Origin of the sequence: Methylocapsa sp. D3K7, from assembly GCF_029855125.1 — a bacterium.
In the GTDB taxonomy this organism is placed as follows: domain Bacteria; phylum Pseudomonadota; class Alphaproteobacteria; order Rhizobiales; family Beijerinckiaceae; genus Methylocapsa.
The window spans coordinates 3,484,807-3,499,963 of sequence record NZ_CP123229.1 but is presented as its reverse complement, the minus strand read 5'-3'; the positions used below and the strand labels follow the sequence as shown (position 1 = coordinate 3,499,963).

General features: G+C 58.8%; 12 protein-coding genes. 10 read left to right on the top strand and 2 right to left on the bottom strand.

The window, feature by feature from the left end; all coding sequences use genetic code 11:
* Positions 1-76: 76 nt before the first annotated feature.
* On the bottom strand, positions 77-1,594 hold the full coding sequence (locus tag QEV83_RS16470) for an alkaline phosphatase family protein (RefSeq protein WP_280128758.1): 1,518 nt from the start codon (positions 1,592-1,594) through the stop codon (positions 77-79).
* A gap of 239 nt (positions 1,595-1,833) precedes the next feature.
* Here QEV83_RS16470 and QEV83_RS16465 point away from each other — a divergent pair, with 239 nt between their 5' ends.
* From QEV83_RS16465 to QEV83_RS16455, 3 genes are read left to right on the top strand one after another with little or no spacing between them, the layout of a single operon-like run.
* Entirely contained in the window at positions 1,834-2,835 is a 1,002-nt protein-coding gene (locus QEV83_RS16465; protein ID WP_280128757.1) for a quinoprotein relay system zinc metallohydrolase 2, read from the top strand.
* On the top strand, positions 2,832-3,659 hold the full coding sequence (locus tag QEV83_RS16460; protein ID WP_280128756.1) for a quinoprotein dehydrogenase-associated SoxYZ-like carrier: 828 nt from the start codon (positions 2,832-2,834) through the stop codon (positions 3,657-3,659). Before QEV83_RS16465 ends, QEV83_RS16460 begins: the two co-directional genes overlap by 4 nt.
* A complete protein-coding gene (locus QEV83_RS16455) occupies positions 3,659-4,231 on the top strand; it encodes a rhodanese-like domain-containing protein (RefSeq protein WP_280128755.1) in 573 nt (190 codons plus the stop codon). Before QEV83_RS16460 ends, QEV83_RS16455 begins: the two co-directional genes overlap by 1 nt.
* 23 nt (positions 4,232-4,254) lie before the next feature.
* On the opposite strand, the gene QEV83_RS16450 is transcribed toward QEV83_RS16455, so the two are convergent.
* Positions 4,255-4,965 carry an MgtC/SapB family protein gene (locus QEV83_RS16450; protein ID WP_280128754.1) on the bottom strand — a complete coding sequence of 237 codons (711 nt, stop codon included), beginning with the start codon at positions 4,963-4,965 and terminating at the stop codon, positions 4,255-4,257.
* 183 nt (positions 4,966-5,148) lie between these two features.
* Between QEV83_RS16450 and QEV83_RS16445 the strand changes: the two genes are divergently transcribed.
* The 7 genes from QEV83_RS16445 (at position 5,149) to QEV83_RS16415 (ending at position 15,152) form a co-directional block, all read left to right on the top strand.
* The gene (locus tag QEV83_RS16445) at positions 5,149-6,537 is read left to right on the top strand and encodes a DUF2252 domain-containing protein (RefSeq protein WP_280128753.1); all 1,389 of its coding nucleotides are present in this window, start codon (positions 5,149-5,151) and stop codon (positions 6,535-6,537) included.
* Positions 6,524-8,218, top strand: coding sequence for a SulP family inorganic anion transporter (locus QEV83_RS16440; protein ID WP_280128752.1), 1,695 nt, complete (start codon positions 6,524-6,526; stop codon positions 8,216-8,218). The genes QEV83_RS16445 and QEV83_RS16440 overlap by 14 nt, the downstream gene beginning before the upstream one ends.
* Before the next feature lie 164 nt (positions 8,219-8,382).
* Positions 8,383-9,954 (top strand): Do family serine endopeptidase, encoded by a 1,572-nt coding sequence (locus QEV83_RS16435; protein WP_280128751.1) that lies wholly within the window; start codon positions 8,383-8,385, stop codon positions 9,952-9,954.
* 220 nt (positions 9,955-10,174) lie between these two features.
* The gene (gene groES, locus QEV83_RS16430) at positions 10,175-10,462 is read left to right on the top strand and encodes a co-chaperone GroES (protein ID WP_280128750.1); all 288 of its coding nucleotides are present in this window, start codon (positions 10,175-10,177) and stop codon (positions 10,460-10,462) included.
* 52 nt (positions 10,463-10,514) lie between these two features.
* Positions 10,515-12,158, top strand: a complete 1,644-nt coding sequence (gene groL / locus QEV83_RS16425; protein WP_280128749.1) for a chaperonin GroEL — start codon at positions 10,515-10,517, stop codon at positions 12,156-12,158.
* A gap of 199 nt (positions 12,159-12,357) precedes the next feature.
* Complete coding sequence (locus QEV83_RS16420) at positions 12,358-12,726, top strand: integration host factor subunit alpha (RefSeq protein WP_280128748.1); 369 nt, start codon at positions 12,358-12,360, stop codon at positions 12,724-12,726.
* A 311-nt stretch (positions 12,727-13,037) separates the two neighbouring features.
* Complete coding sequence (locus QEV83_RS16415) at positions 13,038-15,152, top strand: ABC transporter ATP-binding protein/permease (protein WP_280128747.1); 2,115 nt, start codon at positions 13,038-13,040, stop codon at positions 15,150-15,152.
* Positions 15,153-15,157 lie beyond the last annotated feature (5 nt).

Below are 15,157 nucleotides of genomic sequence, written 5' to 3'. Positions count from 1 at the left end.
GTCAACATTCGCCCAGATTCAGGCCCGGAAGAGACTTGATCATTTCAAGGTGCCCGCCCCCTCGGGGGCTGTCCAATTATCTGATCCGCATGGCCTTGAGCGCCCGATTCTTGGCGTATTCCCACATCGCCGTGGCATCGGAATCAACCCCGTCAGGCTTGTTCGGATCCGGGACTGTGTCATGACGGTCGAAATAGCGCTGCGCCCTGCCATGGTCGGCGGACGGCAATTTCCGCGCGGCCTGATGCAGACTCTCCTGGAAATCGCCCCACGGTTCCCAGAGGGATTTGAGTTTGTGAAACAGACCCACCTTCCGGGTCGAAGGGGTCACGCTCGCCGGTCCCAAATTTTGCGGCGCGTCGAGATTTAGCACGCGCTCGAGCGTCGGTGCCGCCGCGACGCGGTCCGTGAGGGGTGCGCCAAGATTGAATCTCTCCTGCAGGGTCTTGATCACACTCGTGTGATCGAAAGGCGTTGCGCCGTCGCCCGAAAAGGCGTCGCTCGGCCGTAGAACCGTCCCGCGACTGATATAGGGGGAGGCGATGACCGCTGGAACCCGGACGCCATAACGGTCAAAGGCGAAAACTGGGCTCGGATTGTCGCTGACCCCTTGTCCCGGCGGCACCGCCTTGCCCGGCGGCACATGATCATAACATCCGCCGTGCTCATCATAGATGATGACGAGCATTGTCTTTTTCCATGCCTCGATATTGCTGCGCAACGCATTGTAGACTGACGCGACAAGCTCGTCGCCAAACGTCACGACATGTGGCGGATGCTGGTCATTGGGCAAATTGATGCGCGGCGGAAACACACGGATATCAATGTCCGCGTAATATCTCGGCTCGATAAAGGAATAGCGCGGCAGTTTTCCAGCCTTAGCATTCTTCACGAAGGTATCGAACAAATGGAAATTGTCGTTTCTCATCCGCAGGTTTGTAAGCGTCGCTGTTTGCGGAATGTCATGATGATAGATCGCCCAACCATCCCTTAAACCGGCATCGTCGAACGCTTCGAAAACCGATTTCATTTTGAGGTCGAATATCTTCTTTGGCTGATTGTTTTCATATCCGGCGGCGGTTCCCGTGTGCAGAAAGAACCGGTTCGGCCACGTCTGACAGGGGGCCGAAGCAAACCAGCAGTCGCAAACAGCGAACTCCTCGGCAAGGCTGGCAAGCGCCGGCATATGCACCCGAGGGTCATAATAGCTCATGAGCCTCTGAGGATCATGAGCCGCACGCGATGGGTCGATGGCGATGTCGGTATAGCTCTCGATAAAGCCGCTCATATCCGCGACCGCACCCTCCTTCGGGCTGCCGTCCGGGTTGAGCTGGCGGGAGCCAAAAATCTGCAAATTCATCTCAACCCACAGCTCACCTGGATCAGGAGCCGGCACGGCCGAGTCCGCCAGCTTCTTGGTGACGGGGCACTTTGTCAGGAGCCATTTCCTGCCGTCGCTACCGGTATTGGCTTCCGTCCCATCGATCCCCTCGAAGGCCGGCGACTTCGGATAAAGCGCCCCGAGGACACAATCGAAGGAACGATTTTCCAACATGAGAACAACAAAATGATCGATCGACTGCAGACTCGCCATGGTAATTCTCCCTCCCGTCGTCTTATACTTATAATTTCTAATTTCGGCCCCGGTTCGCTCGTAACCAAGGAAGCTTCTGAGGCCCGGCAGGCGTAAGGTTCAGCTCTCATCTAACCAGTCCGGTAACGATCACGGAGTCTTTCCAAGAATCGAACTGTAACGCATCGGCCAAATGATTGGATTCGCAAAATCCGTGAACTCGCCGGAAGACTATCGCTCGGATTAAGGTAAATACCACCATGCGTGGCCATGGCGAAACTGGAACCACCGGGGAACACGCGCCGCCGCCCCCCTCCCCGCACAAGACCGGCCAGCCAAGCCGGCGCCGCGTTGTTTTTGGCGGCTTCTGCCTCTGCTGTTTGCCAAGCGCGATATACGCGGGCGAAACCGCTCCCCTCGCGACGGAAGAAATCGCCTCAGGCATCCACATCAGGCGCGGCATTGACGAAGATGCGACGCTCGCCAACGACAATGCCATCGCCAACACCGGATTTATCGTAGGGATCGAGGCGGTACTCGTCACCGATCCAGGGGGCAGCCTCACTGACGGCGAACGCTTGCGCGCTGCGATCGCCCAAACAACCAAGCTACCGATTAAATATGTGGTGATGAGCCATGTCCATCCCGACCATGTTTTCGGGGCCGGCGCCTTTTTGAAGGATGATCCGGTCTTCATCGGACACGCGCGGCTCAAGGAGACACTGCATGAGCGAAGCGCCTATTACCGCGAAAAATTGGCGGCTATAATCGGGCCCGAAAAAGCCGGGGTTGTCGTTTTGCCGGGAATGGAAATCCGCGACCGCGCCGAAATCGATCTCGGCGGCCGCATCATCGAGGTCACAGCCCACGCCGCTTCCCATACGGTTTGCGACGTGAGCTTATTCGATAAAAACACCGGTACGCTTCTGCCCGCCGATTTGGTGTTCATTGGCCGCATGCCCTCGCTCGACGGCAGTTTGCGCGGCTGGATCAAGACGCTGGAGGTGCTAAAAAATCATGCGGCGGCCCGAACTGTGCCGGGGCATGGCCCTGTCGCGGCGGATTGGCCCTTGGCGTCTGCGGCGATCACGCGCTATTTGACAACGCTCGAGCGCGACACAAAGAAGGCAATCGCCGACGGAATTGCAATTGACGCCGCCATCAAAACCGTTGCCGCATCAGAAAGAAGCGAATGGAAACTGTTCGACGATTACAACGGCCGCAATGTTGGCGAAGCATATAAGGAACTCGAATGGGAATGATCCCCCACCAAACTGAGACCCCGAAAAGCATTGCTTTGGCCGCAGCTCTCGCTAGCGCTCTGCTTCTTTCGGGGGCAGCGGCAGCGCAAGACGATGAGGCGGCGCGTGCCGCCCGCTGGAACGACCTGGCGCAAGAGATTTTCGGGACGCGGCACATTCAGCCCGGCGATGCCCAAATTGTTTTGGAAGCACCTGATCGTGCGGAGGACGCAGCCCTCGTCCCGATTACGATCCGCGTGCAAAATCCCAAGGACGTCAAAAGCCTCTATCTCATCATCGATGACAATCCCGCCCCCATCGCCGCGCATGTCATCTTCGGTCCGGCGGGCGATCCGCAAAGCCTAAAACTCCGCGTCCGCGTCAATCAATACACCTATATGCATGCCATCGAGGAGACGGTAGGCGGCGCTCTCCATGAGACGCATCGCTTCGTCAAGGCCTCGGGCGGCTGCTCGGCGCCGTCCGGCTCTTATGACGCGCAAGCGCTGACCGAAATCGGCAAGATGAAACTGCGCTGGCTGGGTGAGCCGCAAGAAGGTCACGCGCGCGAGGCGCAGCTCTTGATCCGGCACCCCAATTTCAACGGCATGCAAAGAGACGAGATGACTCAGGGCTATACCCCCGCACGCTTTCTCAAATCGGTCGATGTCACCTTAAACGGCGAGGCCGTAGTGCATCTCGACAGCGATATCTCGCTCGCCGCCGATCCTGCGATTACTTTTAACGTCAACGCGCCGGACAAGGGCAAGCTCGCGGTCAAAGCCCGTGACAGCGACAATGCGCTTTTTGAACAAAGTTTCGATCTTGGTCCGGGCGGCAGCTAATGCGACCGAAAACCGCGAAGATCGCCCTCAGCATTGCGGCTGTAACGCATCTCTTTGCCGCCGGAACCGCATCCGCCGAAGTACCCGAACCGCAAACCTATTGGACGGGCCAAATGCACAGCGAGGTGCCCGCGACGCTTTCGGGCGCGCGGGTCATTCATGCGCAAGATCTGGCTGGGATTTTGAGTGAAGGCAAAGCCATACTGATCGACGCCGCCGCGGCGCCGCGCCGCCCGGAGAATCTGGCGCCCGGTGCGATCTGGAAACCGGTGCCGCACGACGACATCGCGGGCAGCATCTGGTTGCCGGAAATGGGTTCTGGAAGGCTCACGCCAGAAGAGGAATCCTTTTACCGGCAACGCCTCAAGGCCTTAACGGCAAGCGACCTCGACCGGCCCATTGTTTTTTATTGCCACCCGCAGTGCTGGGGGAGCTGGAACGCGGCAAAGCGCGCCCTGAGCTTTGGCTATCGCAATATCGCTTGGTTTCCTGACGGCGCCGAAGGCTGGCAGGATGCGGGGCATTCGCTGGTTGCCGCTGAACCGGAGACGCCGCCTGTGTCCAGCAACTGAAGAAGACAACGGCAACCCGAAGCTCACACGAAAGTGTTCACCGTTCGCCAGCGCGCGGCCGTCACGCCCGGCTGCAAGCTCAACCGGCCGACGATATATTCGAGCGCGATCTCACGCCGCTTGTCCGATATGAGGGTGGCCGTAACTTCAACCCGGTCGGAACCTTCGATATCGCTGCTTTCGAGTTCGCGCAGATGCAGATCGCTGACGCCGAACCCTTGCACCAGCAGCGCACGGATTTGCGCTTCGTCGGCGCCCCGGCATGTGACATTGACGATATAGGAAGTCTCGACATCAGCCGTATCAATCGGCTGGCGGTTGATCAGGCTAGTCAGCGGCCGCAGCACAATATTGACGCCGACGATGAGAGCCGCGGCAAGGATCGCGAGGCGCCAGGAGCCGGCGCCGGCCAGTAGGCCGACGGCGGCGGAACACCAAAGCGTCGCCGCAGTGTTGAGGCCGCGCACATTGACGCCTTCCTTCCAGATCACGCCGGCGCCGAGAAATCCGATGCCGCTCACCACCTGCGCGGCGACCCGCGTCGGACCGGAATCGGTGAATTGACCCTCAAAGACGACGAAAATCGCGGCACCGAGCGAAACCAGCGTGTTGGTCCGCAAACCCGCCAGACGCTGGCGCCACTCCCGCTCGAAGCCGATGACGCCGCCGAGCAGGACTGCGATGATTAGATCGAGCGCGTCCTTCTGGATCGCGGGATCGAATATCGGTGGCATCGGCTCTTCCTCGTGTCTGACGCTTTATCCATGGACAAGGTCCCGCCTGTTGAAAAGACGCCGCGCGGGCAATATGCCGTTCATGTGACAGTTCGATGTCTGCGCTTCTGTCGATTTGACTCCCGCAGCCAGCGGTACGAGCATAATATCCATTAGGCGAGCCTTTCGCCCCGGAGCGGCGGCATGTCACATTCTTCCTTCGACGCCATTCCGGCCAAAAATCTCCCGCGCGCGGAACGACTTAAGGCGGGGCAGGCGCTGCGCCAACAGGTGCCGCGTGAAGCCCATGCTGCGTGCCCGCCAGCGTCCAGCCGAGATCCGGTCGCCATTCTCGCCGAAACCGACGGCGCACGCATCCCAGAACTTCTTCCAATCCGCTACCAGCGCATGCAGCAGTCGCCCTTTACCTTTCTGCGCGGTGCCGCCGCCGTGATGGCCCATGATCTTGCGGCTACACCCCAAGTCGGGGCGCACGTTCAGGCCTGCGGCGATTGTCATTTGCTGAATTTCGGCGTTTTTTCAACGCCGGAAGGACGCGTCCTCTTCGATATCAATGATTTCGACGAGACTTTGCCGGGCATCGATTTTACGGTGGATATCAAGCGGCTCGCCGCCAGCGTTGCGGTTGCTGCTCTTAACGCGAACATGCCGGACAAAAGGGCACGAGCGCTCGCGACAGCGACCGTCAAATCCTATCGCGAATTCATCCTCGAGCTCGCCGTCAAGCCGCCGCTCGAGGTCTGGTACACGCGCATGGAAATTGATCGCGAGGTCAAACGGATCGGCGATACGAAACTGCGCGAAACCTTGTTTTCCGTCTTGATAAAAGCCAAAAAAGATTTGGCGGCGGACGATAATTTCCCGCATCTCGCGACGGCGAAAGCAGGCGTTGCGCGGATCGCGGACCGCCCGCCCCTGATCTATCATTTCGATACGGCGGCGACGAAGGACTACAAGATTCATGCGCATTCCGCCTTCGCCAATTACCAATCCTGCCTGCTTCCGGAGCGGCGCGCACTTGTCGAACGTTACACGCTTGCTGACATTGCCTTCAAAGTCGTCGGTGTCGGCAGCGTCGGAACATTTTGTGCCGTCGGCCTTTTCATGACAGCGGATGGCGAGCCCTTATTCCTGCAGGTCAAGCAGGCGCTTCCATCTGTGCTCGAAAAAATTGCAGCGCCGCCGCCGCACCTCTTACAGCAGGGCTGCCGGGTGGTGGAAGGCCAGAGGGCGATGCAGGCTGCGAGCGATATTTTTCTTGGCTGGACCGAAGAACCCAAGACCAGCCGGCATTTCTACGTCCGCCAGCTCAAGAACCGCCGGCTTGGTTCCCTCGGTCAAGTCCTCGAAGGCAAGGCACTCGATGCCTATGCCAACCTCTGCGGCCGGACACTTGCGAGAGCGCATGCAAGAAGCGGCGACCCGGCGCTGCTGGCGGGCTATATGGGAAAATCGGAAGTTTTCGACGACGCGCTTGGCACCTTCGCGATGGCTTATGCCGCGCAAACAAAGCATGATCATGCATGCTTGAAATCCGCTCATGGGGCGAAGGGCAGTCTTGCGCCCAAGTGATGTCCTGCGATCGGCCGCCCGTTATGCGGCACAAGATTTGCGCGCCGATCTCGCCGCCGGGCTGGCGCTCGCCGCCGTTGCACTTCCCTCGCAGATGGCCACGGCGCATCTAGCCGGCTTTTCTCCCCCTGTAGGTTTCGTTGCCTTCGCGGCGGCAATGATCGGCTTTGCGATCATCGGAGCCAATTATCTCGTTGTGGCCTGCGCGGATTCAACCATCGCGCCGATTTTTGCCGGCGGCCTTGCCGCTTTGGCGGCGGTGGGAAGCCAGGAGTATCCAGCCCTTTGCGCGAGCTTCGCTCTGCTGACCGGAACCATTTTGCTGTGTTGCGGGCTCTTCCGCCTCGGATGGATCGCCGATCTCGTGTCGAAGCCCGTAACAATCGGGTTCCTGGCCGGTATCGCCTGCCACATCGTCGTTTCCCAGCTCCCCTCACTGCTCGGGATAGATTCTCCCGATGGCAGCTTGTTGCAGCGAGCCTATGCGATCGCTGGCAAATTGAGCGAGATGAACCGCGTTTCTTTCTTTCTCGGACTCGCTGTCTTCGCCGTGACGGTATGCGCCGAGTGGATCAACCCGCGCATTCCAGGATCGCTGCTCGGAATTGCGGCGGCGACAGCTGCGGTTTATGGGTTTGGTCTTGAGCGCAATGGCGTCTCGGTTCTTGGGCAAATACCGGGGCAATTCCCCCATTTCCAAATCCCGCTGGTTCCATTCGAGCATCTCGTTCAAGCCGCGCCGCTCGCCTTCGTCGTGGTCGCCACCATTATGGTGCAAACCGCCGCGACGACCCGAGAATTCCCCGCGCCGTCCCAGAACGGCAGCTTGATCGATCTCGATTTCGCCGGAGTTGGTGCGGCCAATCTGCTGGCGGGCTATTTCGGCGCCTTTCCCGTCAATGCAAGCCCGCCCCTGACCGGGATCGTCGCCGAGACAGGCGGGCGCAGCAAAGGCGCCGGGCTGGCGGCCGTCGTGCTGATCCTGTGCATCGCCCGTTTCGGCACCGGGCTTCTCGCGCATGTTCCGCAAGCGGCGCTTGCCGGAATTTTATTTTTCGTCGCGATGCGGATCGTCCGCGCGGGAGAAATCATTGCGATTTTCCGGCGCGCTTTCGGCGAGTTCCTGCTGATCCTCGCAACCTTGACGGCGATCGTCGTGCTGCCGGTGGGAACGGGCGTGGCGGCCGGTATCGTGCTGTCGCTGCTGCACGGAATATGGTCGATGACGCGCGCCAGTCTCATCATCTTCGAGCGGGTTCCAGGAACCTCGATTTGGTGGCCTCCAAGCCGTGATCTCAAGGGCGAAAAACTTGAAGGAATTCTCGTTATCGCTTTCCAAGCTCCCCTGGCCTTTCTCAACGCCTATAAATTCCAGGATCAAGCCCGGCGCGTCCTCCGGCACTCTCAACCCGAACTTATCGTCTTGGAAGCCAGCAGCATTGTCGAAATCGATTTCACGGCGGCGCAAGTCATTCTTGAATTTATCGAGCACTGCAAACAAATGAACATTACTTTCGCGATTGCCCGGCTCGAATCGACGCGGGCCCAGGACGCTTTCGACCGTTTCGGCGTCACCGATGCCGTGCAGCGCGATCATTTCTTTCATAGCGTGGCCGAAGCGATTGAAATCCTCGCGAAAAACCCCAAAAAGTCGAATGAGTTTCATGAAGAACCGGTGTAGAAGGCGGTTTGGTTGGAAAAGCCACGCATCGGCTAAGCTGTGCCTTTGAGATTGGGGCACGGCCTCCGGCGCACCGGTTTAGCGCACCTGCCCTCTTCACCGGCCGCCCGGTTGCGGCTTGCGTCATCAAGGGCAATGGCGGGTGCTTCAAGGAGATTGTTTACATGGGTCTATTCCCGGTTTTTCTCGGTGCAGGGCGGTTTGAACATGGCGCGCGGTGGAGGCAGGTTGGCACACGCCCCGCTTATGGACTTCTTTGCGCGCTGATTTTGGGCGCCGCGGGAAGTGCCTTGCTGATTCCCGGTCCCTCCCCCGCCTTCGCAAAGGGGCCGGACTCCCTGGCCGATCTCGCGGATTCGGTGAGCGATGCCGTCGTCAACATATCGGCGACGCAGACGATGGACGAAAAACACGCCAGCAACGCGCCGCAGCTGGAGCCGGGGACGCCATTCGACGATCTATTCGAGGAATTCTTCAAGCGCCATCAGCAGGGGGGCCAGCGGGGCCAAGGGGGGGGCGACCGCCCAGAAAAGCCGCGCGAACGCAAGTCGAATTCCCTCGGGTCAGGCTTCGTCATCGATCCCTCCGGCATCGTCATCACCAACAATCATGTGATCGCCGATGCCAATGAAGTGACGGTGATTTTCACGGATGGGCAGAAACTGAAGGCGGACGTGATCGGCAAGGACGAAAAAGTCGATGTCGCCGTGCTCCGGGTCAAGCCGGACAAGCCGCTGAAAGCCGTAAAATTCGGCGACAGTGAGAAGACGCGGGTGGGCGATTGGGTGCTCGCCGTCGGCAATCCCTTTGGACTTGGCGGCACGGTTACCGCCGGAATTATCTCGGCCCGCCATCGCAACATCGATTCTGGCCCTTACGACAATTATTTCCAGACCGACGCGGCGATCAACAAGGGCAATTCCGGGGGGCCTCTCTTCAACATGGCAGGGGAAGTGATCGGTATCAATACCGCGATACTGTCCCCCTCAGGAGGGTCGATCGGGATCGGCTTCGCAACACCCGCAGCGACAGTTCTCCCGGTCATCGATCAATTGCAAAAATTCGGCGAAACGCGGCGTGGCTGGCTCGGCGTGCGCATTCAAAATGTCGACGATACGATCGCCGAGAGCCTCAATCTCGGCAAGCTGCGCGGTGCCCTGGTCGCGGGAACCGACGACAAGGGCCCAGCCAAGGCGGCGGGTCTCAAAGCCGGGGATGTCATCATCAAATTCGATGGAACAGACATTAAGGAATCGCGCGATCTGCCGAAAATCGTCGCCTCGGAGCCGGTCGGCAAGGAGGTCGAGATCGTGGTGATGCGGCAGGGCAAGCAGATCGCCAAAACGATCAAGCTCGGCCGCTTGGAAGAGAATGAGAAGCAGGTTGCCCTTGCCGGTAAGCATGACGAGGCCGGCAAAAAAGCGATCGCCGGCCCGGTTGAAAAGGCCCTCGGGATGGAGTTTTCGAGCCTCACCGATGAATTGCGGCAGAAATTTTCCATCAAAAGCACCGTCGCAGGTGTCGTGATCACCGATGTCGATCCCGACTCGAGCGCCGCTGAAAAACATGTTCAATCCGGCGATGTGATCGTCGAAATCAATCAGGAGCCGGTCAAGGATCCCACCGATCTTTCGAAAAAAATCGAGGCTTTGAAGGGCAGTGGTAAGAAATCGGCGCTCCTCCTCGTCGCCAACGGGCAAGGCGAAGTGCGTTTCGTCGCATTGGGCTTGCCATAAAGAAGGCAGGGCATTTGGTGGATTCGACCAACGTCGTCACTTTTTAGAAGGGGATCGGCCTTGACTTGGCAACATCGAAACCCTAGTTACGGTTTGCTCTGTTAGCACTCTCGGTCACTGAGTGCTAAGAGGGCGCCGTTTCAAATCAGCCGCAAGCTTCGCAAGGCGCCTTCCGCGAAAAGTGAAGACGCCCCGGCGGCGCATTAGGGAATTCAAAAACATGAGCTTTCGTCCATTGCATGACCGCGTCGTGGTCAGACGACTCGAAGGTGAGGAAAAGACCAAAGGCGGGATCATTATCCCCGATACGGTCAAGGAGAAGCCCCAGGAAGGCGAAATTATCGCTGTGGGCCCCGGCGGCCGCGATGAAAGCGGCAAGCTCACGCCGCTTGATGTCAAGGCGGGGGACAAGATTCTGTTCGGCAAATGGTCGGGCACCGAGGTCAAGATCGATGGTCAGGATCTCCTGATCATGAAGGAGAGCGATATCCTGGGCGTCGTCGCCTAAGCGCCAAAAATCCTTCCCGAATTTTTAAGAACCCGGTTTCAGGAGTTTAAATATGTCAGCCAAAGACGTCCGTTTTTCGTCCGATGCCCGCGATCGCATGTTGCGCGGCGTCGACATCATCGCCAACGCTGTCAGGGTCACCCTTGGCCCCAAAGGCCGTAACGTAGTCATCGAGAAATCATTCGGCGCGCCGCGTATCACCAAGGATGGTGTCGCGGTTGCAAAAGAGATCGAGCTTGCCGACAAATTCGAAAATCTCGGCGCCCAGCTGATCCGCGAAGTCGCGTCGAAGCAAAATGACGCGGCCGGCGATGGCACCACCACCGCGACGATCCTCGCGGCTTCGATTGTCCGCGAAGGGACCAAGGCGGTCGCCGCCGGCCTCAACCCGATGGATCTGAAACGTGGCATCGACCTCGCTGTCGAGGCCGTCGTCGCCGATCTCAAGAAAAACTCGAAAAAGGTCACCTCGAACGACGAGATCGCCCAGGTTGGCACGATCTCGGCCAATGGCGACAAGTCGGTCGGAACGATGATCTCGACCGCGATGCAAAAGGTCGGCAATGAGGGCGTGATCACCGTTGAAGAGGCAAAGAGCCTTGAGACGGAACTCGACATCGTTGAAGGCATGCAGTTCGATCGCGGCTATCTCTCGCCCTATTTCATCACCAATGCCGAGAAGATGATCGCCGAGCTAGAAGACCCTTATATTCTCATCCATGAGAAGAAATTGTCTTCGCTGCAGGCCCTGCTGCCGGTTCTCGAATCCGTGGTGCAGGCTGGCAAACCGCTCGTCATCATCGCCGAAGACGTCGAAGGCGAGGCGCTCGCGACGCTCGTCGTCAATAAGCTGCGCGGCGGCTTGAAGGTCGCGGCGGTCAAAGCCCCCGGCTTTGGCGACCGCCGGAAGGCTATGCTTGAGGACATTGCGATCCTGACTTCCGGGCAATTGATTTCCGAAGAGCTCGGCATCAAGCTCGAAAACGTCACCTTGCAGATGCTCGGCCGTGCCAAGCGGATTCGCATCGACAAGGAAGCGACCACGATCATCGACGGTTCCGGCGACAAGAAGGACATCGAGGCGCGTATTGCCCAGATCAAGGCGCAAATCGCTGACACCACGTCGGACTATGACCGTGAAAAGCTGCAAGAGCGCTTGGCGAAGCTCGCGGGCGGCGTCGCGGTGATCCGCGTCGGCGGCGCGACCGAGGTCGAAGTGAAGGAAAAGAAGGACCGCGTCGATGACGCGCTCAACGCAACCCGTGCCGCCGTCGAAGAAGGCGTATTGCCGGGTGGTGGTGTGGCCTTGCTGCGTTCGATTAAGGCCCTCGAAAACCTCACGGTCGAAAACCCGGACCAGAAAACCGGCGTCGATATCGTTCGCAAGGCGATCCAGACCCCCGCCAAACAGATCGTTGACAACTCCGGCGGCGACGGTGCGGTTGTGGTCGGCAAACTCATTGAGAATACCTCCTATGCCTATGGCTACAACGCCCAAAGCGGCGAATATGGCGATCTGGTGAAGCTCGGCATCATCGATCCGACCAAGGTCGTCCGCACCGCCCTTCAGGATGCAGCCTCCATCGCCGGTCTCCTCATCACCACCGAGGCGATTGTCGTGGAAGCACCGAAGAAAGATGCTCCCGCCATGCCAGGCGGCGGCGGGATGGGCGGCATGGGCGGCATGGATTTCTAAAACCGCTCTTTCATGCCGTTTTTCGTTGGAAAGGCCCCGGAACTCCGGGGCCTTTTTCATGCCAGCTGTCGGCCTATAATGAAGGAGAACTATTCGTAGCCATTATTTCTTCAAAATCTCGCTTGGGCGTTTCCCCTGGCCCTCAAAATGTTTTAAGGTTGCTTCCAAGAGAGCGGCTAAAAGGGGGAGAATCAACAAGATGCCTCGAGCGTCTGGGCCGCGGCCGGATACGGCAACTAACCGCAAAACCGCAACTCGAGCGGATCTCCTCAATGCCGTTTACAGCTGCTGTCCGATGCTGTCGCGCGCCGAAGCCAAGGAAATTTTCGAAATGGCGCTGGAAGAAATAGCGACTGCCCTCGTTACTGGCGAGGCGGTGAAGCTGCGGTCCTTTGGTCTCTTTGCGGTACGTAGCAAACGCGAACGCCTCGGCCGTAATCCACGCACCGGCGTCGAAGTGCCGATCAAGCCGCGCCGCGTGCTGACCTTCAAACCCTCTCCCGTCCTGAGCGCCTCGGTCAACGGGCAGATAGCGGAAGAAGACCCCGACGAAAACGAATCCCTCTGATACCTGCTCCGGCAAGCGGCTGACTTGACCTCGGGCACGGCCCGCGCCCTTGACAGAAACGCCCTGCCCGGCGACCTTGCCACCTGGCCTTGGACGGCGTTTACGATTTTCCGGTACTCGCAGAGTGACAAACAAAAGGCCAAAATGCCTCGCCTTCATGCGTTGACCGATTGCAGAGGCCCTTTTCATTCATTGCGAGGGCTTGACCGGAAAACTTACGAACTTTTAGAAAATCATTAGCGATGAAATAAAGTAATCGTGATCATAAACGATCAAACCTGAAGTGATCGCGCTCTAGCACAAGGTAATCCATGCATCTTCTTGCCGTTCTTGTGGCCATATTCTCGGCTGCCGCCACCCTTGCCGGCTTGAAGACCGGCGACAATATCGTGCTGCTGCTCGCGGGAGTAGGGTTTTTATGCGCTTATACCACCTACCGGGCGCGCAAGATCTCGACCTTCCTGCAAATCTTCGCGGCGATTTTCGCGGCCGAGACGGTACTCTTCGGCGCGATCTTCCTTATCGCCCAGATCGGCCTTTGGCCGCCTTCGCTCGCAGATTATGCGTTTCCCGAAAGCCTGCCGCTCACTGTCGCGCTGTTTGCCATCCTCGTCTACGCGATCGCTTATATCCCCGTCGTGAAATCAATGACTCGGATCGCCGACCGCTATTTCGAGACGGCGGATGATACCAGCGCCCGGATATGGCCCTTCCCCGCTTTCGGCGCGCGCGAACGGCGTGTCGCCACCGCCATGGTGGTTTTGCTCGTCGTGATCAACCAAGCGCAAGTTGGCATGAATCTGCGGCTTTCGTTCTTCTCCCGCGATTGGTTCAACGCGATCCAAAATAAGGACGAGGCGGCGTTCTGGTCGCAACTCATCACCGTCTTCACGCCTTGGGCATTTCTGTTCATCGCCACCGCTGTTCTCGAATTCGTGGTGACGTCGACCCTCATCATCCGGTGGCGGCGCTGGCTCACCAATAATTATGTCAGCCGCTGGCTCGACGCGCATACCCATTACCGCATGTCGCTGACCGGCGGCTCCGCCGACAACCCGGATCAGCGCATCTCGGAGGACATCAACCGATTCATTGATGGCGGCCAAATCGGCTATGGGGTGTACTCCTTCTCGATTTTGTTGATCTCCAATTTGAGTTCACTCGTCTCCTTCGCGATTCTGCTTTGGGATCTCTCGACGAATTTCACCTTGCCTTACACAGCCATTGCAGTGCCGGGATTTCTCTTCTGGGTGGCGCTGGTTTATGCCGGAGTCGGCACTCTCGTGACGCATCTGATCGGGCGTCCCCTCGTCCGCCTTTCCTTCGAGCGGCAGCGCTATGAAGCAGATTTTCGCTTCTCTCTCGCAAGACTGCGCGAATATGCTGAGCAAGTCGCGCTGCTTTCGGGAGAACGGACGGAAAAACTGTCGCTGACGGCGCGATTTGGTCAAATCGTCAAGAATTACTTCCAGATCATCGCTTGCCGGAAAAATCTCACAGCCTTCACGGCATCCTATGGTCAGCTCAGCCCGATCATTCCCTTCGTCGTCGCGGCGCCCTTCTATTTCGCCGGTAAAATTACGCTGGGGATCATGACTCAGACGGCGCGGGCGTTCGGCAGCGTCAACGAGGCCTTGACTTTCTTTGTCACCTATTACGTCTCGCTCGCCGATTTCAAATCGGTGCTCGACCGGCTGACGTCCTTTGATCTCGCCATCGAAAACGCGAAGACGCCCGGATTCTCGCCGCATGAGGGGCCCTACACGCAAGCCGCGCGCAAACATCTCGACATTAAGGCGCTCACCGTTCGGCTTCCTGAGGGGCGCGAGATCATCGAAGACGCCAGCCTGCGGCTTGCTGAAACTGAGCCCGCGCTTTTGACTGGCCCTTCCGGCTCCGGCAAATCGACGCTATTCCGGGCAATCTCCGGCATATGGCCGCATGCCGACGGCGCCATTACCCTGCCGGCGGACGCCCGGATTATGCTGCTCCCGCAAAAGCCTTATATTCCGATCGGCACCTTACGCACCGCCGTGACTTATCCCGAAAGCCCGGACCACTATGACGAGGCGGCGATCGCCGGCGCCCTGCGCGCCGCGAAATTGGGTGAGTTCGTTGCCGAGCTCGATGTCGAAGGAATTTGGCAACAGCGGCTTTCGGGAGGCGAGCAGCAGCGTCTCGCGATCGCCCGCGCCATATTGGCAAGGCCCGATTGGCTCTTCCTCGACGAGGCGACCACGGCGATGGACGAAGCCATGGAAGCCGAGATCTACGAGGCCTTTGCCAAAATACTCCCCGCAACGACGATCGTCTCAATCGGCCATCGCGCGAGCCTTGCGCAATTCCATAAGCGCCATATCGAAATGACGCCCGCCGCACCAGGAATCTTCACGCCCACAGAAGTCGAACTCAAACCAGCGGAATAGCTCGT

What these genes read in the sequence shown, in the direction of transcription:
- QEV83_RS16445 (WP_280128753.1), top strand. Translation starts at nt 5,149, where the DNA reads ATGTCACATTCTTCCTTCGACGCCATTCCGGCCAAAAATCTCCCGCGC.
- groES (WP_280128750.1), top strand. Translation starts at nt 10,175, where the DNA reads ATGAGCTTTCGTCCATTGCATGACCGCGTCGTGGTCAGACGACTCGAA.
- groL (WP_280128749.1), top strand. Translation starts at nt 10,515, where the DNA reads ATGTCAGCCAAAGACGTCCGTTTTTCGTCCGATGCCCGCGATCGCATG.
- QEV83_RS16460 (WP_280128756.1), top strand. Translation starts at nt 2,832, where the DNA reads ATGATCCCCCACCAAACTGAGACCCCGAAAAGCATTGCTTTGGCCGCA.
- QEV83_RS16420 (WP_280128748.1), top strand. Translation starts at nt 12,358, where the DNA reads ATGCCTCGAGCGTCTGGGCCGCGGCCGGATACGGCAACTAACCGCAAA.
- QEV83_RS16455 (WP_280128755.1), top strand. Translation starts at nt 3,659, where the DNA reads ATGCGACCGAAAACCGCGAAGATCGCCCTCAGCATTGCGGCTGTAACG.
- QEV83_RS16470 (WP_280128758.1), bottom strand. Translation starts at nt 1,594, where the DNA reads ATGGCGAGTCTGCAGTCGATCGATCATTTTGTTGTTCTCATGTTGGAA.
- QEV83_RS16465 (WP_280128757.1), top strand. Translation starts at nt 1,834, where the DNA reads ATGCGTGGCCATGGCGAAACTGGAACCACCGGGGAACACGCGCCGCCG.
- QEV83_RS16435 (WP_280128751.1), top strand. Translation starts at nt 8,383, where the DNA reads ATGGGTCTATTCCCGGTTTTTCTCGGTGCAGGGCGGTTTGAACATGGC.
- QEV83_RS16450 (WP_280128754.1), bottom strand. Translation starts at nt 4,965, where the DNA reads ATGCCACCGATATTCGATCCCGCGATCCAGAAGGACGCGCTCGATCTA.
- QEV83_RS16415 (WP_280128747.1), top strand. Translation starts at nt 13,038, where the DNA reads ATGCATCTTCTTGCCGTTCTTGTGGCCATATTCTCGGCTGCCGCCACC.